Origin of the sequence: Alloalcanivorax dieselolei B5 (genome assembly GCF_000300005.1) — a bacterium.
GTDB classification, from domain to species: Bacteria; Pseudomonadota; Gammaproteobacteria; order Pseudomonadales; family Alcanivoracaceae; genus Alloalcanivorax; species Alloalcanivorax dieselolei.
The window spans coordinates 1,941,834-1,962,484 of sequence record NC_018691.1 but is presented as its reverse complement, the minus strand read 5'-3'; the positions used below and the strand labels follow the sequence as shown (position 1 = coordinate 1,962,484).

General features: G+C 63.3%; 16 protein-coding genes and 2 tRNA genes. 7 read left to right on the top strand and 11 right to left on the bottom strand.

What is annotated here, in order from left to right; all coding sequences use genetic code 11:
* The first annotated feature begins 310 nt into the window (after positions 1–310).
* A complete protein-coding gene (rmf, locus tag B5T_RS08890; RefSeq protein WP_041716958.1) occupies positions 311–517 on the top strand; it encodes a ribosome modulation factor in 207 nt (68 codons plus the stop codon).
* Between the two features lie 136 nt (positions 518–653).
* On the opposite strand, the gene B5T_RS08885 is transcribed toward rmf, so the two are convergent.
* The 11 genes from B5T_RS08885 to B5T_RS08835 form a co-directional block, all read right to left on the bottom strand.
* Positions 654–1,661, bottom strand: coding sequence for a quinone-dependent dihydroorotate dehydrogenase (locus tag B5T_RS08885; RefSeq protein WP_014994158.1), 1,008 nt, complete (start codon positions 1,659–1,661; stop codon positions 654–656).
* A 90-nt stretch (positions 1,662–1,751) separates the two neighbouring features.
* Positions 1,752–3,101, bottom strand: coding sequence for a DUF1329 domain-containing protein (locus tag B5T_RS08880; protein ID WP_014994157.1), 1,350 nt, complete (start codon positions 3,099–3,101; stop codon positions 1,752–1,754).
* Entirely contained in the window at positions 3,101–5,728 is a 2,628-nt protein-coding gene (gene pepN, locus B5T_RS08875; protein WP_014994156.1) for an aminopeptidase N, read from the bottom strand. Before pepN ends, B5T_RS08880 begins: the two co-directional genes overlap by 1 nt.
* Complete coding sequence (locus B5T_RS08870; protein WP_041716957.1) at positions 5,728–6,006, bottom strand: YeaC family protein; 279 nt, start codon at positions 6,004–6,006, stop codon at positions 5,728–5,730. The genes pepN and B5T_RS08870 overlap by 1 nt, the downstream gene beginning before the upstream one ends.
* A gap of 43 nt (positions 6,007–6,049) precedes the next feature.
* Complete coding sequence (locus B5T_RS08865; protein ID WP_014994154.1) at positions 6,050–6,937, bottom strand: NAD(+) kinase; 888 nt, start codon at positions 6,935–6,937, stop codon at positions 6,050–6,052.
* A 43-nt stretch (positions 6,938–6,980) separates the two neighbouring features.
* Positions 6,981–8,051, bottom strand: a complete 1,071-nt coding sequence (locus B5T_RS08860) for a cyclic nucleotide-binding domain-containing protein (RefSeq protein ID WP_014994153.1) — start codon at positions 8,049–8,051, stop codon at positions 6,981–6,983.
* 120 nt (positions 8,052–8,171) lie between these two features.
* Entirely contained in the window at positions 8,172–9,521 is a 1,350-nt protein-coding gene (locus tag B5T_RS08855; RefSeq protein ID WP_041716956.1) for a coiled-coil domain-containing protein, read from the bottom strand.
* Between the two features lie 596 nt (positions 9,522–10,117).
* Positions 10,118–10,194, bottom strand: a tRNA-Asp gene (locus B5T_RS08850).
* A gap of 20 nt (positions 10,195–10,214) precedes the next feature.
* Positions 10,215–10,290: transfer RNA gene (locus tag B5T_RS08845), tRNA-Val, on the bottom strand.
* A 129-nt stretch (positions 10,291–10,419) separates the two neighbouring features.
* The gene (locus B5T_RS08840) at positions 10,420–10,620 is read right to left on the bottom strand and encodes a hypothetical protein (protein WP_014994151.1); all 201 of its coding nucleotides are present in this window, start codon (positions 10,618–10,620) and stop codon (positions 10,420–10,422) included.
* The gene (locus B5T_RS08835) at positions 10,617–11,228 is read right to left on the bottom strand and encodes a TetR/AcrR family transcriptional regulator (protein ID WP_014994150.1); all 612 of its coding nucleotides are present in this window, start codon (positions 11,226–11,228) and stop codon (positions 10,617–10,619) included. Before B5T_RS08835 ends, B5T_RS08840 begins: the two co-directional genes overlap by 4 nt.
* Before the next feature lie 212 nt (positions 11,229–11,440).
* Here B5T_RS08835 and B5T_RS08830 point away from each other — a divergent pair, with 212 nt between their 5' ends.
* From B5T_RS08830 to B5T_RS08805, 6 genes are all read left to right on the top strand, one after another.
* Positions 11,441–13,216, top strand: a complete 1,776-nt coding sequence (locus B5T_RS08830) for an acyclic terpene utilization AtuA family protein (protein WP_014994149.1) — start codon at positions 11,441–11,443, stop codon at positions 13,214–13,216.
* A 109-nt stretch (positions 13,217–13,325) separates the two neighbouring features.
* Positions 13,326–14,198 carry an SDR family oxidoreductase gene (locus B5T_RS08825; protein WP_014994148.1) on the top strand — a complete coding sequence of 291 codons (873 nt, stop codon included), beginning with the start codon at positions 13,326–13,328 and terminating at the stop codon, positions 14,196–14,198.
* 27 nt (positions 14,199–14,225) lie between these two features.
* The gene (locus B5T_RS08820) at positions 14,226–15,836 is read left to right on the top strand and encodes an acyl-CoA carboxylase subunit beta (protein WP_014994147.1); all 1,611 of its coding nucleotides are present in this window, start codon (positions 14,226–14,228) and stop codon (positions 15,834–15,836) included.
* A gap of 115 nt (positions 15,837–15,951) precedes the next feature.
* Positions 15,952–17,109, top strand: a complete 1,158-nt coding sequence (locus tag B5T_RS08815) for an acyl-CoA dehydrogenase family protein (RefSeq protein ID WP_014994146.1) — start codon at positions 15,952–15,954, stop codon at positions 17,107–17,109.
* 163 nt (positions 17,110–17,272) lie between these two features.
* Positions 17,273–18,076 (top strand): enoyl-CoA hydratase/isomerase family protein, encoded by an 804-nt coding sequence (locus tag B5T_RS08810; protein ID WP_014994145.1) that lies wholly within the window; start codon positions 17,273–17,275, stop codon positions 18,074–18,076.
* Between the two features lie 258 nt (positions 18,077–18,334).
* Positions 18,335–20,287: an acetyl/propionyl/methylcrotonyl-CoA carboxylase subunit alpha gene (locus B5T_RS08805; protein WP_014994144.1), complete on the top strand. Its 1,953-nt coding sequence runs from the start codon at positions 18,335–18,337 to the stop codon at positions 20,285–20,287.
* The last annotated feature ends 364 nt before the right edge of the window (positions 20,288–20,651 follow it).

The window sequence follows — 20,651 nt, the reverse complement described above, 5'->3', positions numbered from 1 at the left end:
AGATGGGCGAACTTTCACGAAACCGTCAAATATGCGGCATCCGTTTAACCACGCCGTCACATATTGCCGTTCGTTATTCGACACGGGCTGCCCCCTTTCCCATACTCGAAGAACGGCTTGCGCGATAACAGGCGCGGGTCAAGGCACTACCAATACCTGATCACTCGTGTTCGCCACCGGCATCACGGGCCTTTGAGCCAGGGACAATAAATGGCTCGCCCAACCCGCCGGAGAAGGCGGCGCATTGTGACACAGAGAGGATCAGCAGGATATTCCCAGTCACTACGATGAAGGAAAGAGGAAAGTGTCCATGAAAAGACAGAAACGGAGTCGTGAGGAGCGGGCCTACAGCCGCGGATACCAGGCCGGTTATAAAGGAAAATCCAAAGACTTTTGTCCCTTCGACGCTTTGCAGGCCCGCAGCAGCTGGCTGAACGGATGGCGGGAAGGACACGTTGATCAATTGCATGGCCTGGTGGGTGTCGCCGGCATCCACAACCTCAAGGATCTCCGCTGAAGAAAAGGGGGAAATGAACCGGATATGATGAACCGATAAAACAACCCGTTCTCCACAGCGCCGGCACCCTTGGTGCCGACCCCATAGGGCCCCACCCGGGCCCTTTTCTTTAGAACCTGTTCACGATCTTTACGCCTCAGCCCTTCGGCCAGGCCCGGGCGATCTCGCCGATCAGTTCCGGGCCCCGATATATCAACCCACTGTAGATCTGCACCAGATCGGCACCGAGACGTCGTTTTTCCAGGGCGTCCTCGCCGTTCATGATGCCGCCGACAGCGATCAGAGGCACACGGCCGTTCAAAGTACGGCTGACCACGTCCAACGCGCGGTGAGCGATCGGTTTCAACGGGGCGCCGCTGAGACCGCCCTGCTCGTCACCGTGCGGCTCGCCGGCGATACCGGGCCGTTCCAAAGTGGTGTTGCTGACACAGACGCCATCGATGCCGTGACGGACGAAGGCTTCCGCCATGGACGCCAGTTCCTCGTCGCTGCTGTCCGGGGCAATCTTGACCACCAGCGGCACCTTCCAGCCATTGCGCTGGTCGAGCTTGCTCTGCTCCTCGCGCAGCGTTCCCAGCAGCGCGTTCAACGCTTCGCCATGCTGCAGCTCGCGCAGGCCCGGTGTGTTCGGCGAGGACACGTTGACCACCAGATAGCTGGCCAGGGCATGAACTTTGCGCTGGCAGTGCAGGTAGTCGTCCGCCGCCTGTTCCATCGGCGTGTCCTTGTTCTTGCCGATATTGATGCCGAGGATGCCTTTGTAGCCACTGCCACGGACCGCCTCCACCAGGTAATCCACGCCTTTGTTATTGAACCCCATGCGATTGATCACCGCCCGGGAGCGGCGCAACCGGAACAAACGCGGCCGCGGATTGCCCGGCTGCGGGCGTGGCGTCACCGTTCCCATCTCGAGAAAACCAAAACCCAGATCCGCCAGGCCGCGGATGCAATCGCCGTTTTTATCCAGCCCCGCCGCCAGCCCCACCGGGTTGGGAAAATCCAGCCCCATCACCCGCACCGGCCGGTCCGGCACCCGGCCCGGATAGAGCTTGCCGGCGCCGTGGCGCAGCGCCGCCAGCGTCAGATCATGGCTGCGTTCGGCGGACAGGGAAAACAACAGGGGACGGGCGAGGGAATACAGCATGGGGGTTCCGGTTCCTTCGTGGGCGACAACGGCGGGGGATTATATCGGGAACCGCGCCGCCCTGCCCGGTTTGCGCCCGACGCTTTTCCCCTAGCGCAGGTCGGGCAAGGCGGAAGGCAGGAAATCCCGTTCGTCCGGCAGTGTTTTCGGAAACGCCAGGCCGCCGGGTTCTCTGGTCTCGGTAAAGCGCAAATGGTAGCGGCCCTCACGCAGGTCATGATAGGCATCCAGGGCGGTCCAGACCGCCGGGAGCCGGGGATAGCATTTGCTGTAAGCCAGACTGACCCGCCACAACGCGCCGCTGAGGTCGTACTGGTCCGCCACCGCGATCTGCCAGCTGTCCTCGTCGATATAGAAACGGCGGCGCGGATAAAGGTGCCGCTCGCCTTCCCGCAGGCGCCCTTCCACCACCCACACCCGGTGTCTTTCCCAGCGCGTCCCCGCCGGATCCAAATGCCCCGGGCGCAGGGATTCACCCTCCCGTTCCAGATCGATAGGGAAACCATTGTTGTACGGAATGAAGCGCTCCACCGGCTGCGGATAGAGCAAACGCCAGTGGTATTTGTCCAATGCCCCGTTGAACAGATCCGCGTCGTCGACGGTGCTCAGGCCATCACTGCCCGCCAGCACGGCGTCGTAGGCGATTTCCGGCGCCCGCCGCACACGCTGCCGCCCCACGTCATAGCCCCAGGACTGGCGCGGCATCCGCGCCGGATCCAGAGTGTCGTACATCAGTACCGCGCCGCCGGCCAGCCGTGCCGGTGCCAGTATCCGCGAGTAGTAGTACAGATAACGGGGCCCGATGCGCTCCGCGTCGAAGCGCTCATCGTAATAGGGAAAATACAGACTTTGCCGGGAACTGACGCGGCGGTAGCCGCCACTGGCGCGCACCGACAACTGACTGGACTGGCGTTCCATGAACACGCCACGCCAGCGCAACAGATGATTCCACATCGCCTGGCGGCCACGGTCACTGGCGTCGCCGTGCGGAATGGGGAAAGGGATACCGCCGAACGCGCCCGCAACGCCGCGCTCGGAAAGCGTCGCCCGCACCGCGTTGGCGGCGGTATTGCGATACACCCAATCCGGCGCCGTCGCGGTGCGGCGGCTGCGATAGACCGGCAGGTAAAAACTGTCGGGATAGCGGCGGATCATCGCCGCCACGCCCTGCGGCAGGTCCGCCTCGTACTCGGCGAGGTTGTCGGCGTCGATGCGCAACAGCGGCTGATCCGCCGCCGGCACCCGACAGCCCTCACCGCGCCAGGGAGGGATCGCCCGCGGCGATGAGAGCGGCTCGGTATTGCCGGCCCGTTCGCCGCCCAGCGGGGTCAGATCCGACGACAGCCGCCGCGCCTCCTGCTCGCTCACCGCCGCCCGCACCGGCTCCACCGCCAGCCCGAGGGCCAGCCCGGCGAGCAAGAGCAGCGGATAGCGTCTCATCAGGCTCCGAGAATACGATCCAGCACTTCCGCCAGGTTGGCGGAGGCTCCTTCACGCACTTCGCTCAGCGCGGTGCGCAGCGACGTCGACAGGTCCTCCCGCAGACGATCCAGCCGCGCGGCGCCGTTACCGAGCCGGGCGGCGATCTGCGGATTAATGGCGTCCAATGTCTTCAGAGCCTCGGCGAACAGGCGATGGCCACTGCCATCCTCGGCGTGGAATGCCGAGGGGTTGCCGTTGACCAGAGTGCCGATCAGCGCCCGCACCCGGTTGGGCAGGGTCCACTCGAAGGCGGGATGGGACATCAACGCCTTCGCCCGCGCCACCGTGGCCGGCCCGGGTACCGCCGCCTGTACCGCGAACCACTGGTCCATCACCAGCGCTTCGTCCCGCCAGCGCTCGGCGAACTGCTCCAGCGCCGTCTCGGCGCCGTCCAGGCCGTTGCTCACCAGAATGCCCAGGGCACCGATTTCCTCGGTCATGCAGGCGGCGTCGCGGAAGGTCCGTTGCAGGTAGTCAGCAATACCGTCGGCTTCGGCCAGGCCCAGGTAGGCCAGCGCCAGCATGCGCAGGCGGCGTTTGCCCATGGCATCACCGTCGGCGCGATATTCCGGTTCCCGCAGGGACTCGGCCAGACGCCGCCAGTCCTCGCCGAGAGCCCGTCCCAGCGCCACCTTGAAAGCATGAGCGGCGCGGTGCACCCGGGCCGGATCCAGCGGTGAATGACGGTCACCGATGGCGGTCTCGGTGGGCAGGGTCAAAAGCAGCGCGGCCTGGGCCGGATCCTCGGCGGCGCGCCGGATCACCCCTTCCAGGGCCGGGCGCAGCCGTTCCAGTTGTTGCTCGGCGCTCTCGCCCTGTTCGATGATGCGCGCCAGCGCCGAGAAGTACAGGCGTTGGGCGGCATCCCAGCGGCAGAAACCGTCGCTGTCGTGGGCCAGCAGTGTCTGCAGCTGGGTTTCGTCGAAGTCGTAGCGCAGGATCACCGGTGCCGAGAAGCCACGCAGCAGAGAGGGCGTCGGCTTGACCGGCAGCGGGAATGAAAAGGTCTGCGTGGCCCGCTCCAAAATCACCACGGTTTCGGTATCGCCTTGATCGTTCAGCGCCAGCGGTTTGCCTTGCGGGTCCAGCAGCGCCAGTTTCACCGGGATCATCAGCGGCTGCTTGTCCGCCTGTCCCGGGGTGGGCGGGGTGTGCTGGCTCAGCGTCAGGCTGTAGAGCCCATCCACGTAGCGGTCCTCGGCGCTGACGATGGGGGTGCCGGCCTGGCTGTACCAGCGCTTGAAGCCGCTCAGGTCACGTCCGGATACTTCTTCCATGCAGGCGACGAAATCATCACAGGTCACCGCCTGCCCGTCGAACCGCTCGAAGTACAGATCGGTGGCGCGGCGGAAGTCCCTGGCGCCAAGCAACTCATGCTGCATGCGCACCACTTCCGCGCCTTTTTCGTACACGGTCAGGGTGTAGAAATTGTCGATCTTCTGATACTGCGCCGGGCGCACCGGGTGGGCCAGCGGGCCCTGATCTTCCGGGAACTGGTGGTTGACCAGGAAGTTCACGTTTTCCACCCGCACCACCGCCCGCGAATTCATGTCCGAGGAGAATTCCTGATCGCGGAACACGGTGAAGCCTTCCTTGAGGCTGAGCTGGAACCAGTCCCGGCAGGTGACGCGGTTGCCGCTCCAGTTGTGGAAATACTCGTGGGCCACCACCGATTCCACCCGCTCGAAAGCGGCATCGGTGGTGGTGGCCGGGTGGGCCAGCACACAGGCGGTGTTGAAGATGTTGAGCCCCTTGTTTTCCATGGCGCCCATATTGAAGTGGCTGACGGCGACGATCTGGAAGATATCCAGGTCGTACTCACGGCCGTAGACCCGCTCATCCCAAGCCATGGCTTTTTTCAGTGACACCATGGCGTGATCGAGTTTGTCCAGATCCCTGTGTTCGGCATACAGATGCAACGCCACCTCACGCCCGGACGTGGTGGTGAAGGTGTCCTTGAGGCAGGCCAGATCGCCGGCCACCAGGGCGAACAGATAGCAGGGTTTGGGGAACGGGTCTTCCCAGGTGACCCAGTGTCGGCCGCCCTCCTCTTTGCCTTCGGGCTCTTCTCCACTGGCTACCGGGTTACCGTTGGACAGCAGCAGCGGGTAGTGCTCGCGGTCGGCCCGCACCGTGGTGGTGAAGCGGCTGAGAACGTCCGGACGATCCGGGAACCAGGTGATGCGGCGGAACCCTTCCGCCTCGCATTGCGTGCAGTACATGCCATTGGAGCGATACAGCCCCTCCAGAGCGGTGTTCTTTTCCGGCTCGATGCGCACCACCGAGGTCAGTTCGAAGCACTCCGGTACCGCGAATACGGTCAGACGGCCGTCCGCTTCGCGATAGCGGGAGGCCGGCAGCGAAGCGCCGTCCAGACTCAGCGACAACAGTTCCAGATGCTCACCGTCGAGCACCAGGTCCTCTGGCCGGTCGTCCCGGGCCGGATTGCGCTCCAGCGTCAGGGTCGCCGTGACCAGGGTGTGGCCGTCGCGGATGTCCACGTCCAGATGGGTTCGTGGCACCAGATAGGCCGGCGGCAGATAATCCGCCAGGCGGGTGACATTGGCCGGGCTGCCATCACGCATCAGTGCTCTCCTTTCCGCTCGGGTGCCGGTTGCAGGTCCACCGGCTGCTCGCTGTCCGCCTCACTGCTGTTGCAGTGAGAAGGCACATAACCGGTACGCTCCTGTTCCGGCAGGTTCTTGGTTTCCCAGGCGATGATCGCCTGCAGGCACAGCTCACGCTGCTCGGCGGAAACCCGGCGGCCATCGGGCCAGCGCCCCAGTTCCACGGCGCGGCGCAGACCGTGCCACACTTCCAGGGTCATGGAATCAATCAACTGCTCGAAATTGGAAAAGTTCATCATCCCTCTCGGGTCGTGACATGGGTGGGACGGCGGTCGGCCATCAATTATCCCCCGGACGGGTGCTCCAGCCCAGTTTGGAACGGCAGGCCTGATAGAAATCGTGCCCCGGCGGGTGGATCAACTGCAAACGGTGGGGCTTCTTGCGAATGGCGATGACGTCGCCCAGCTGCAATCGCACCCCGGAAGTGCCGTCGCAGCTCACCAGGGGCTTCACTTTCTCGGTGGTGATCTGGATCTTGATTTCGCTGTTGCCGTCCACCACCAGCGGCCGGCTGGTCAGGGTGTGGGGGTTCATCGGCACCAGCACCATGGCGTCCAGGCGGGGATGCATGATCGGGCCGCCACCGGACAGGGCATAGGCGGTGGAGCCGGTGGGCGTGGAGATGATCAGGCCGTCGGAGCGCTGCCCATAGACGAAATGGCCGTCGATGATCAACTCGAAGTCGATCATATGGACACTGTCACCGGAGAGCAGCACCACGTCATTGAGAGCACTGCCCTCGCCCATCACCAGATTGCCGCGCCGCACTTCCATATCCAGCAGAAAGCGGCGTTCGGTGGTGTATTCGCCATCCAGCACCTGACCGACCCGGGATTCGATTTCCGAGGGCAGAATGTCGGTGAGAAATCCCAGGTGGCCACGGTTCACCCCCAGCACCGGCACGTCGTAACGGGCCAGGGTGCGGGCCGCGCCCAGCAGGCTGCCATCGCCGCCGACCACGATCACCAGATCACAGGATTCGCCCATCTGAGCGGCGCTGGCCGCCTGCAGTCCCATCTCCGGAAGACTGCCGGCGATGTCCTTTTCCAGAATGACGGTGCAGTCGCGACCGTGCAGAAAGTGAATCAGCTGGCGCATGGAGTACAGCGCCTGCTCGCTTTCGGAACGGGCAATCAGGCCGATATTACGAAATTTGTCTTGCGCCACATTAGTCCCGGGTTGGGCCCCAGCCCCGGATCCCCGGGACGGGCTATTCGAGATACTCGTGCAGATGATCGGCGTTGCCGTTGAGGCCGCCTTCCAGCACGAACACGTCCAAGCCTGCGTTTTTTAACAAAAATGCCGCCGTGGCGCTACGCCGACCGGTATCACAGTAGGCCACGTAGGCCTGTTTCGGGTCCAGCAACCGCGACTTCAGGCGCAGCACATTCAACGACATATTAGCGGCTCCGGACAGCCGATGGCGGTCAAACTCGTCGCCGGTGCGCACATCCAGCCAGCGGGCGCCGGCGGCGATCTTATCCCGGGCCTTGTCCACCGGCAGGGTATGGATAATCGGTTCACGCAGCAGTGCGTCGAAATCGTCCCGCCCCAGCCGCATCAGCACCCCGTCCGTGGCCATGGTGATGGTGGCGTTACGCGGCGTGCCGGACAGCAATGCCTCCTCACCGAACCACTGCCCTTCCTCCAGCATCGCCACCGGCGTCGCCACCCCGGGGGTACCCAGTTCGATGGACACCTCGCAGACCCCTTCCTTGATGATGTAGCAGCAATCCGCCTCCTCGCCCTGGCGGATGATCACCTCGCCTTCCTTGCAGCGGCGGGCGTGCAGGCGGCGGAAGATTTCCAGAATGTTGGCCGGCGGCACCCGGTGGAACAGATTGGACTTCAGCAACCGGATCATCCAGTCGCGGTCATGCTGATAAGCGGCGTTGGCATTGATGTCGAGAATCACGTAACCGGCGGATTGATCCCAGGACAGAATGGTGTCCAGCCGGAAACTGTCGAAACGCACCACGCTGACCTCGGTCAGCGCCCGGGCGTCATCCCGGCGTGGCTGAAAGTGACCGAGCGGATGCCAGGACGCGGCATCCCCGGCCCGCACCACACCGCGCTGCCCACTCTCGTTGAACAATTCCACGTCACCGCTGAGCAGATAGATGGTGGCGTTATCGCGATCGCCCTGACGGAACAGAATATCGCCGGGTTCGTAACGGCAGACTTCCTGCTGATCCAGCAGCCAGTCGAGCTGATCGTTGGACAGCGCATTGACTGGCACGAACGCCTGCAATAAACGCTTATCGATGGACTCTTGAGCCATGAATGGCTTCCCCCCCTTTTTTATTTGATCGTGCGAGTCCCCCCGACCCGCGCGATCCGGCATGGCGCTTAGCGTTTGTTTAAAGTCTTGAAGCAAGATACTTACCAGTTCGCGGCACGATTACCGGAACTTGAGCACATTATCGATGGCGGCATCCGAACGGCAGTGCGGACAGCGGTTGGAATTACAGTCGGACACGCCCGGCTTGAACTGATTCGGCACGTCCACCCGGATCACTCTTTTACCGCAGGCGCGCGCCTCCGGCCCCACCGCCACCTGGCATACCGGATTCTCATAGTGAGCCAACCAGACACGGTAGTGATCCTCGGTCACCAGGCATTTACGGGCAGCGAACGCCAGCGGGTTTTCCATGTAATCGGAAATCTGATCGGCGCCGATGGAGACATGGCCGGCACCGGGATGGAAGGCAATGAAACTGAGCCCCAGGCTCTCCAGTTTACGCAGCATCTGCTCGCCGCCGGCGTTGCTCACTTTCATCTGTTGATGCTTGAGGCCGGCCACGTCCTTGCGCAGTTGAGCGATCAGATCGTCCCGGTTGAGCACTTCCATTTCCTTACTGTGCAATTCGTCGGACAGGCGCGCCCGCTCTTCTTCCAGGCGCTGCTCCAGTTCCAACTGGTACTGCTGGCGCAGGCGCTCCGTTTCACTGCCCTGCTGGCGGTCCTGGCGGGATTGCTCCTGCTGATCCCGGCGCAGCGCCTCCAGCTGTTCCTTGAGTGAACTGTTCTGTTCGCGCAACGCCGCGTTCTGGGACTTCAGTGTCTTGAACTGCATCAGCACCTTTTCCAGCTGCGTATTGAGGATTTCCTCCTTCTGCTGCTGGGCATAGCGCAGTTGCGCCATCTCTTCCTTCTGTCCGCTCTCCAGGGTATGGATGCGCAGACGCAACTCCTTGATGGTGCGGGCCAGTCTTACCCGTTCCGGATCCGGCTCGGCGGCGCCCAGGGTGGGAATATCCTCCTCGGACAGCACCGGCGGCGCCGTCGGCGGCGGCAGATCCTCGTCCATTTCCAGGCCCATCTTCGGCCCGCGCTGGCGCAGCAGATCCCGCACCGCGACAAAATCGTTGGCGCCGGGCTTCATCGACGGATCCCACAACTGGTCCTGGTGCCACGCCACCGGGCACTGGCTGCGGCAGGCCAGCCGGATCGGACCGCTGCCCATGTCGGGGCCGGGGCCACCGTGCTCGGCCAGGTGGCGCAACGGGATATTCCAGGTGGTATCGGCCATGCCGTCTTCGTCGAAGCCGATCAGAAACAACACCAGCGCCTTGACCTTCAACTGTCCGTTGATCAGACAGTAGGCACCGCGCATCTCTTTGCGAGCGAACTCCGGCACCCCCACCATGCCATCCAGAATCGCCTCGAAGTCGGCGTAGAGCATGCTTTTGGTGATGTGGTGCTCGGCAAAGAACACTATTGCTTCAGAGGTAACGGAGGACCCCGCCATCTCGCCTTCCCCGGGTCATGTCTTTATCGTTTTATCCGCCTTGCGGACCGTCAGGTGACCAGGCTCGTCACAATCTGCCGATCGCAGACAGCTACGACAAAAGTGTGAACCGGCTTTTAGGTAAAAGAAAGGGGTTGCTCGGGAAAGGTAATCAGAACGCTGAGTGCTTCACAGAATCGGGAGGGGTTGGCCCATCGGGCCGGAGGGGTGACGACGGGGGATCAGAGCTCCACACCGTCGTCGTCGTTTTCCCAGTCGCCTTCAACCAGCTCTTCCAGGGTTTCCAGCCACAGTTTTTCCTGCAGTCGTTCTTCGAAATAATGATCCATGGTTATTCTCCTTTACGTTTCATCCACTATCGCCGAATCAAAAGTTGTCCAATCAAAGGTTGTCGGATCAACTTTAGCGCCCTCTTGGTGACCCTTTCATGACAGAGGTCAAGCGGTGCTTATAGGGGCAAGCGGCACTTACAGGATAAGAACATCAGGAGGGAAGGAAGTTCCGCGGTGGCCTGGCGCCACAAAAGAAAAAGCCGCATCGAAACACTCGATGCGGCTCCTTAATACATGGAAAAAGGCTAAGATCATGAAAAACATTGGCGGAGCGGACGGGACTCGAACCCGCGACCCCCGGCGTGACAGGCCGGTATTCTAACCAACTGAACTACCGCTCCGAACTTTCCACTAGGGAAACTGGTGGGTGGTGACGGGATCGAACCGCCGACCCTCTGCTTGTAAGGCAGATGCTCTCCCAGCTGAGCTAACCACCCGCATCGCGTTGCGAAGTGGGCGCCATTTTAGGGATTGGCCCCGGAGTGTCAACGGCTTTCTGCGAAAAAACCGGCCGTTCGTTCATATTTTCGTCGCACTGTCGAATAAACGCCCGTTTCAGGGCCTGTTCAGCCGGAATCCGCCCCCGATTCCCGCTCTTCAATCCATTTTTTCGCCTGCTCCAGGGTGAAGTGCCCGGGCACGGTCCGGCCACTGGGCTCGGCCACCAGATAATGGCTGACCTTCAACTGCCAGGTGGCACGGTCCAGTTCTCCTTCTTCCATGATGGTGTAGCCGGTACGTCCCCAGGCGAAGCCATTGCCGATCACGCCGCGCCCTCCTCACTCTCACCCTCGCCCACCACCCGGTCGACGATCAGGTCCGCCAGCCCTTCCACCGACAGACGGCGGGACTGATCAAACCAGTTATGGGTCCAGCCGGTCATGCCGGTGATCAGCCGCCGCATGATGAACGGATCGGCGCGGAAGCGGCCTTCCTTATGGAGATCCGCCAGCACGTCCAGCCAGAGCTGCTCATAAATGTCCCGCAAGGCCAGCGCCTCGCGCTGCTTGTCCGTATTGAGGCAGCGCCACTCGGTCACCAGCACCGTCATCGCCTCGCTGGTATCACCGACAATGGCGGTCAGTTCCGCGCGCACCAGTGCCCGCAACCGCTCCACCGGGCGGTTCTCGGCGGCGATGGCGGCGCGCAGGCGCTCGGTATTGAAGTGGATCACCTCCTCCATCACCGCGAACAGGATCTCTTCCTTGGTTTTGAAATGATGGAAAATGGACCCGCTCTGGATCCCCACCACGGCGGCGATATCGCGCACGGTGGTGCGTTCATACCCTTTGTCTCGGAACAGCTGGGCGGCGGCACTGAGCAGACGCCCCCGCGGGCTGTCGTCGATGCCGTGTACAGCGCGTGCTTGTGTCATGGTTCCTCCTGATCGGACGGCATTATACGCATTACACAATTAGGCATCAGACAATGCCGCTGGCCCATTCGGCCGCGGACCTGAGCGTTTCGGTCAATGGTCGTGGCCGATCCCATATTTACATACCAAGCGCTTGCTTGGTAGTGTTGAACCACTCCGTTACCGGCCCATTTGCCCACTTGCCCGTTTGTAATGAAGGAAGGAACAACACCATGAGCGACCTGACCCGCATCGGCTGCGCCGCCGGTTTCTGGGGCGATACCAACAGCGCCGCCTTCCAACTGGTCCGCCAGGGCAATATCGACTACCTGGTGTTCGACTATCTGGCCGAGGTCACCCTGTCGATCATGGCCGGGGCGCGCATGAAGGACGCCAACGCCGGTTACGCCCACGATTTCGTCACCCAGGTGATGGCACCGCTGGCCCGGGAGATCAAGGACAAAGGCATCAAGGTGATCAGCAATGCCGGCGGCGTGAATCCCCGCGCTTGCCGCGATGCTCTGCGGAAAGCGTTCGCCGAGGCCGGCGTCGAAATGAACATCGCTTTGGTGGAAGGCGACGATCTGAATCCACGCCGGGCCGAATTCGCCGACTGCCGGGAAATGGACACCGGCGCGGCACTACCGCCGATCACCGTGACCATGAATGCCTACCTCGGCGCCCTGCCGATCAAGGCCGCTCTGGACGCCGGCGCCGACCTGGTGCTGACCGGCCGCATCGCCGACTCCGCGCTGGTGCTGGGCCCGTTGCTGCATGAGTTCCAGTGGGCCAACGACGATTATGACCGGCTGGCCCAGGGCTCCCTGGCCGGCCATCTGATCGAGTGCGGCGCCCAATGCACCGGCGGCAACTTCACCGATTGGCGCGATGTGCCCGGCTTCGACAACATGGGCTTCCCGATCGCCGAATGCCATCGGGACGGCACCGTGGTGATCACCAAACCGGCGGACACCGGAGGCCTGGTCACCCCCGCCACCGTCGGCGAGCAACTGCTCTATGAGATCGGCGACCCGCGCCAGTACATCCTTCCCGACGTAGTCTGTGACTTCACCAACGTCACCCTCACCCAGGATGGGCCGGATCGGGTCAAAGTCAGCGGTGCGCGCGGGCTCGCCCCCACCGACACCTACAAGGTGTCCGCCACCTACCCCGACGGCCAGCGCATCACCGCCTCTTTCCTGATGGGCGGCATCGACGCCCCCGCCAAGGGCCAGGTGGTGGCGGACGCCATCCTCGGCAAGGTGGCGGCGCAGTTCAAACAGGCGGGGCTGGCGCCGTTCCGGGATGTCAGTGTGGAAATCCTCGGCAGCGAAGCCACCTACGGCAATCAGGCGCGCCGCCAGGACAGCCGCGAAGTCGTGGTGAAAATCGCCGCCCTGCACGACGACCGCAAGGCCCTGGGTCTGTTCGCCCGGGAAATCGCCCAGGCCGCCACCGGCATGGCCCCGGGCCTGTCCGGTCTGGTCGGCGGCCGGCCCAAGCCGCTGCCCCGCATTCGCCTTTATTCCACCCTGATCGACAAACAGAAGGTGCCGGTCACCGTGGACGTCAACGGCGAAACCCTGCCGGTGACCATTCCCGCCGGCGAGCCGCCGACGGAGCCGGCCCCGCAAGCGGGCGGCGAGACCGCTTCCGGTGACACCGAGGTACCGTTGGTGAAACTGGCCTGGGCCCGCTCCGGCGACAAGGGCAACCACGCCAACATCGGCGTTATCGCCCGGGACCCGGCTTACCTGCCCTATTTACGCGCGGCACTAAGTGAAACCGCGGTGGCGGACTATATGCGGCATGTGCTCGATCCGGAAACCGGCTCGGTCCGCCGCTGGGAACTGTCCGGCATGCACGCCTTCAATTTCCTGCTGCGCAACGCCCTGGGCGGCGGCGGTATCGCCAGTCTGCGCATTGATCCGCAGGGCAAGGCGTTCGCGCAACAGCTGCTGGACATGCCGGTGGCGGTCAGTGAAGACGTCGCGGAGCGAGTGTTGTGAGCGCATGGTTTTCTTATGAGCGGGTCGGACGTCTGACGTCAGACGTCCGACCCCTTGCCAGGCACCGCATCGTTTCAGCTTACCTCACACTTTTGAAGGACCTTTACCCATGCCCTACCGTTCCGTCTTTCGGGAAAACCTGTTCGCCGACCGCAACATCATCGTCACCGGCGGTGGTTCCGGTATCGGCCGTTGCACCGCGCATGAATTGGCGGCGCTCGGCGCCCGGGTGGTCCTGATCGGCCGCGGCGAAGACAAGCTGCGAGAAGTGGCCGGGGAAATACAGCAGGACACCGGCCGCGAGGCCCTGTATTTCAGTTGCGACATCCGTGAGGAGGAACGGGTGCGCGAGACCGTGGCGCAGATTTACCAGGCAGTGGGCCAGGTTCACGGCCTGGTCAACAACGCCGGTGGCCAGTTTCCCGCTCCGTTGGCACTGATCAGCCAGAAAGGCTGGGAAACGGTGATCCGAACCAACCTCACCGGCGGCTTTCTGATGGCCCGGGAAGTGTTCACACAAGGCATGAACCAGCACGGCGGCGCCATCGTCAACATCGTCGCCGACATGTGGGGAGGCATGCCGGGCATGGGGCACTCCGGCGCCGCCCGCGCCGGCATGGACAACTTCACCAAGACCGCCTCGGTGGAATGGGGATGCTGCGGCGTACGGGTGAACGCGGTGGCTCCGGGCTGGATCGCCTCTTCCGGCATGGACACCTATCCGGAAGCGTTTCAGAACATTCTCAAAACACTGCGCTCCGCGGTGCCGCTGAAACGCATGGGCGTGGAGGCGGAAGTGTCCTCGGCGATCTGCTTCCTGCTCAGCGACGCCGCCGCCTTCATCAGCGGCGACACGCTGCGTATCGACGGCGGCGCCAGCCAGGGCAACGTGGCTATCTTCCCGTTGCCGGAGCACCAGCGCAGCGAACCCTATGACGGTTTCCACCGCGCCATCACTCCCGCCATTTTCAAACAAGACTGATTCCGCGCCAACCGACAGGACCCGATCATGCCCGTACTCGAAACCAGCCTGGACGTGAACAGCGACAGCTTCCGCGAAAGCCGGGATGCCATGCTCAAGGCAGTGGAAGAATTCCGCGCCATCGAGCAAGGCGTGGTGGACGCCTCCGAAGCCAAACGCGCCAAGTTCGAAAAACGGGGTCAACTATTGCCCCATGAGCGAGTCGCCCGTCTGCTCGATCCGGGCTCGCCGTTCCTCAGCCTGATGAACCTGTCCGGCTATGGCATGCACGACGACAAGGACGGCACCGAAGCCGGCGGCGGCAGCATCGCCGGTATCGGCTATGTGGCCGGCGTGCGCTGCCTGGTCACGGCGTCCAACTCGGCCATCAAGGGTGGCACCATCACCCCGTCCGGACTACACAAAACGCTGCGTCTGCAACGCATCGCCCTGGAGAACAAGCTGCCGGTGGTGAGTCTGGTGGAATCCGGTGGCGCCAATCTGAACTACGCCGCCGAGGTGTTCGTCGAGGGCGCGCGGACCTTCGCCAATCAGGCACGTCTGTCCGCCGCCGGCATCCCGCAGATCACCGTGGTGCACGGCAACGCTACCGCCGGCGGCGCCTATCAGCCGGGGCTTTCTGATTACGTCATCGTGGTCCGTAATCGCGCCAAGATGTTCCTCGCCGGCCCACCACTATTGAAAGCCGCTACCGGCGAAATCGCCACCGACGAAGACCTGGGCGGCGCGGAAATGCACGCAGGTGTGGCCGGTACCGCCGAGTATCTGGCCGACGACGACGCGGATGGCATTCGCCAGGCGCGGGACCTGATGGGTGTGCTCGGCTGGCGCGACGATGCACCGGCCGCCGATGACTGGGCACCGCCACGCTACGATGAAGAGGAACTGCTTGGCGTGGTGCCCAGCGACGCCAAGAAACCCTACGACGTGCGTGAGGTGATCGCGCGGATCGCCGATGACTCCAACTTCGTCGACTTCAAGAACGACTGGGATGCCGCCACCGTGTGCGGCTGGATCGCCGTCGAAGACCAACCCGTGGGCGTGCTTGGCAACAACGGACCGATCACCCCGCGCGGCGCGGCCAAAGCGGCCCAGTTCATTCAATTGTGTGACCAGAGTAATCGGCCGTTGCTGTTTCTGCACAACACCACCGGCTTCATGGTCGGCACCGACGCCGAGCACAACGGCGTGATCAAACACGGATCGAAAATGCTTCAGGCGGTGGCCAATGCCCGGGTGCCGAAAATTTCCATCGTCATCGGCGGCTCCTACGGCGCCGGCAACTACGCCATGTGCGGCCGGGGTCTGGATCCGCGTTTTATTTTCGCCTGGCCCAATTCCCGGGTGGCGGTGATGGGCGGCCAGCAGGCCGGCATGGTGCTGCGCATCGTCGCCGAGGCCAAACAACGGGCCAACGGTATCGAGCCGGATGAGAACGTGCTGGAGATGCTGCAGCAAAGCACCGCGCAGAAACTGGACGCGCAATCCACCGCGCTGTACGGCACCGCCCATCTGTGGGACGACGGCATCATTGACCCACGCGATACCCGCCGGGTGCTGGCCTATGTTCTGGATATCTGCCGTCAGGCCGAACACCGGAAGTTGAATGCCAATACCTTTGGCGTGGCACGACTATGAATGAAGTTGACAGTTGATAGTGGACAGTTGACAGCGAAAGACAAAAACACACAACGACTCAAGAATCAGTCTGGACGTCAGTCAAATCGAATAGAACACGAAGCAGGAGTGTGTCATGAAGTTTACGCAAGAACATGAAGAACTGCGCCGCACGGTACGTCAATTCGTCGACAAGGAAATCAATCCGCATGTGAAGGAATGGGAAGCGGCCGGCCGTTTTCCGATTCATGAGGTGTTCAAGAAAATGGGCGATCTCGGCCTGCTCGGGGTCACCAAGCCGGTGGAGTACGGCGGCATGGGGCTGGACTATTCCTACGGCATGGTGATGAGCGAGGAGATGGGCACGGTGCATTGCGGCGGTGTGCCGCTGGCGGTGGGCGTGCAGACCGACATGGCGACGCCGGCCCTGGCCCGCTTCGGTTCCGACCAGTTGCGCCGGGACTATCTGGCTCCCGCCATCGCCGGTGACATGGTCGCCTCCATCGCCGTTTCCGAGCCACAGGCCGGTTCCGATGTGGCGGCGGTGAAAACCACGGCGAAAAAAGACGGCGACGATTACGTCATCAACGGCACCAAGATGTGGATCACCAATTCGCCCAGCGCCGACTTTTTCTGTCTGCTGGCGAACACCTCCGATGACAAGCCGCACATCAACAAATCCCTGATCGTGGTTCCCAAGGACGCCGCCGGCATCACCGTGGATAAACCGCTCGACAAACTGGGCATGCGCTCCTCGGAAACCGCCCAGGTGTTCTTCGATAACGTGCGCGTGCCGCAACGCAATCTGATCGGCCAGGAAGGCATGGGCTTCATGATGCAGATGATGCAGTTCCAGGAAGAGCGCCTGTTCGCCGCGTCCAACAGCCTCAAGGGCATGGAACACGTGATCAACGAAACCATCGAGTACGCCCGCGAGCGCAAGGTGTTCGGCATGAGTCTGCTGGACAATCAGACCGTGCACTTCCGGCTGGCCGAACTGCAAACCGAAGTGGAAGCGCTGCGCGCCCTCACCTACCGCGCCTGTGACCTCTACATCAACGGCCAGGACGTGTTGCAACTGGCGTCCATGGCGAAACTGAAAGTGGGCCGGCTGGCCCGGGAGGTGGCGGACGCCTGCCTGCAGTTCTGGGGCGGCAACGGCTTCATGTGGGACAACCCGGCCAGCCAGCTCTACCGCGATGGCCGGCTCGGTTCCATCGGCGGCGGCGCCGACGAAATCATGCTCGGTATCATCTGCAAGACCATGAACACGTTGCCGGGCAAGAAACGCTGATAGGGACACGCTGGCACGCCATGCTTATTCAGCGATACACCCGCCTGAAGGGCTTTCTTACTCGGCAAATCAAGTGGGCACTCTCTTTGTTTGGCCGTTTTTTTCGCGTGTTGCGTGTAAGCGTGATGCGTGTAAGCGAATACAATACCGAACGAGACCAACCATGACGCTACCTGAAACCGAAACGATCACTCTCAACCGGGACGGCTCCACCCTCTCCGTCACGCTGAACCGGCCGCAAAGCCGCAACGCCATGAGCCTGACCATGGTTGATGAACTGATGGCGGTCTTCGACTGGGTGGAAGCCAATCCGGATGTCCGTGCCGTGGTGTTGCGTGGCGCCGGCGGCCATTTCTGCGCCGGCGGCGACATCAAGGACATGGCCGGCGCCCGTCAGCAGGCGGCGGCCGGTGACGATCAGGCGTTCTTCACGCTGAACCGGCGTTTCGGCGCCATGGTCAGCCGCGCGGAACGGTTGCCGGCGGTGCTGGTGTGCATGCTGGAAGGCGCGGTGCTCGGCGGCGGTTTTGGTCTGGCCTGCGTCTCCGACGTGGCGCTGGCCGCCGGTGATGCCCGCTTCGGGCTGCCGGAAACCGGCCTGGGCGTGATCCCGGCGCAAATCGCCCCATTCGTGGTGCGCCGCATCGGCCTGACCCAGGCCCGCCGGCTGGCGCTCACCGGTGGCCGCTTCGATGGTCACGGCGCCCAGGCGCTCGGGGTGGTGCACGAGGTGGCCGATTCCACCGAGGAGCTGGAGCAACGGTTGCGGCAGGTGCTGGAACAAATCCGCCGGTGCGCGCCCCACGCCAACCGGGTGACCAAGCAATTGGTACTGAGCGTGGACGAGCAGCCGCTGGATGCGGTGCTCGATCAGGCCGCCCGGGACTTCGCCGACGCCGTCACCAGCGAGGAAGGCCAGGAAGGCACACTGGCCTTCGTACAGAAACGCGCACCGGATTGGACGTGATGCCGGACGAGCGGTTCACAGGGCCTGCAATTCGCTTGCACGCCTACACGCAACACGCTTTCACGCCATACTTGCAGCGAATACGGGCCTGGAAACGACACACTGCTCGGCAGCGCCGGGCAACCACAAGTCTTTGCCCCAGTATGTCTTTTTATGTGTTGCGTGTTGCGTGTTGCGTGCAAGCGAATTACCAGACACCAGCGCTCCTCTCCATACCAGAAAGAACCGCGATGACATAAAGCAAAGGAAACCAACGCCATGAGCTTCGACAAAATTCTGATCGCCAACCGTGGCGAAATCGCCTGCCGCGTCATCGCCAGTGCCCGGGCCCTGGGTTATCGCACGGTGGCGGTGTATTCCGAGGCGGACCGCGATGCCCGCCATGTACGGCTGGCGGATGAAGCACTTTGTATCGGGCCGGCCAATGCCACCGCTTCCTACCTCAACATCGACGCGCTGCTCGACGCCTGCCGCCGCAGCGGCGCCGACGCGGTCCACCCGGGCTACGGTTTCCTTTCCGAAAACGGCGACTTCGCCCAGGCCTGCGAGGACGCCGGCATCACCTTTATCGGCCCGCCAGTGGCCGCGATCCGGCTGATGGGCTCGAAACGGCTGTCGAAAATCGCCATGGAAGAGGCCGGGGTGCCCTGCGTGCCCGGTTATCAGGGCGAGGACCAGAGTGACGACACGCTGCTGCGAGAAGCGCGGCGTATCGGCCTGCCACTGATGATCAAGGCCAGCGCCGGCGGTGGCGGACGCGGCATGCGCGTGGTCACCGACGAGGCGGAGATCCCGGCGCAACTGAACAGCGCCCGTCAGGAAGCCCGTAACAGCTTCGGCAACGACGAGCTGATCCTGGAGCGGGCGGTGAGCACGCCGCGCCACGTGGAAATTCAGGTTTTCGGCGATCACCATGGCAATGTCGTTCACCTCGGCGAGCGGGATTGCTCGGTGCAGCGCCGCCATCAGAAAGTGGTGGAGGAAGCCCCCTCCCCGGCCCTGGATCAGACTCTGCGGCAGCGCATGGGCGAGGCGGCGGTCAACGCCGCCCGGGCCTGCGGCTATGTGGGCGCGGGCACGGTGGAATTCCTGCTCGGCGCCGACGGTGATTTCTATTTTCTGGAGATGAACACCCGTCTGCAGGTGGAACATCCGGTCACCGAGCTGGTCACCGGCCAGGATCTGGTGGCCTGGCAACTGAAAGTGGCCGCCGGCGAAGCGCTGCCGCTGACCCAGGATCAGGTCGCTCTGAACGGCCACGCCATGGAGGTCCGCCTCTATGCGGAGGATCCCGCCCAGGGCTACCTGCCGCAAACCGGCCCGATACGACGCTGGCGCCCGGCCAGCGGAGAAGGGGTCCGGGTGGATCATGGCCTGCGTGAAGGTGACCAGGTGGGCAGCCACTACGACCCGATGCTGGCCAAGATCATTGCCCACGGCGCCACCCGGGACGAGGCCCGGCGCCGGCTGCTGCGCGCGGTGGAGGACACCGTGCTGAGCGGGGTCAACGACAACCGGGCCTTTCTCGCCGCTATTTTACGCCACCCGGTGTTCGCCGCCGGCGACGCCACCACCGCCTTTATTGGCGCCGATTTCGCCGACGCCCCCAGTCTCACGCCGGCGCAACCCGGCGATGCCTTGTGGTCGGTGGCGGCGCTGCTGTTCGCCCGGCAACAGGATCGCCGCCGGAGCGGCCCGGGCCGCGGCTGGCAATCCAGCGCCCTGGGCGCGCAGCCACTGACACTGGGCTGTGGCGAGCACAGCCGGACGCTCACTCTTCAGGGCCCCCGTGTCGGCGGTGACGTACCGGTGGTACTGGAGGATGTGGACGACGACTCCGTCATCGCCGAAGTGGATGGCATCCGCCGCCGCTTTCAATGGTGTCGACATGGTGATCAGCTGTGGCTGCAACACGGCACCGACAAAGCGCTGTTTCAGGACCTGACCCACCAGCCCGCCGCCGGTCGGGACGGCCCCGGTTCCGGTCGGCTGAGCGCGCCCATGGACGGCGCCGTGGTGAGCCTGTCCGCCAGCGTCGGCGAGCAGGTGCGGCGCGGTCAGGTGCTGGCCGTCATGGAGGCGATGAAAATGGAGCATGTGCTCAAGGCCGATTGCGACGGCACCGTGACCGAGGTGGCGGTGGCGGTGGGCGATCAGGTACGGCGCCAGCAGCTGCTGGTGGTGCTGGAAGCGGACGTGGTCCCGACCTGATGGCGTTGCCCCCCGGCGGCCGGGCAAATGCTCTGGCCTTGGGGCTGTGTTTGAATGGCGGCTGGCGTGGGGTTTCATTGCCGGGACCGGCGATGTTTTAACCAATCAAGACGGTGACCGATGGGTCCGTTCGATCACCGCTTGCCCGCCTCCGGGGCGCCGGTTATGGTAGCGCCCATCGGTGGTCAACTTACGATTGTTCGCCGCGAATATTTGGTCATCTCCGGGTCACGACGCGCCCTTCCTCCGTTGTCGGGGGCGGTGGCGGCATGCCTTCGGAGAAGCCCTTTTCAGCCCTTTGCTGGTAGTGGACTCCCGGCGCGACCCGGGTATTTCAAGAACATAGAGAATCAGAGAGTGGAGA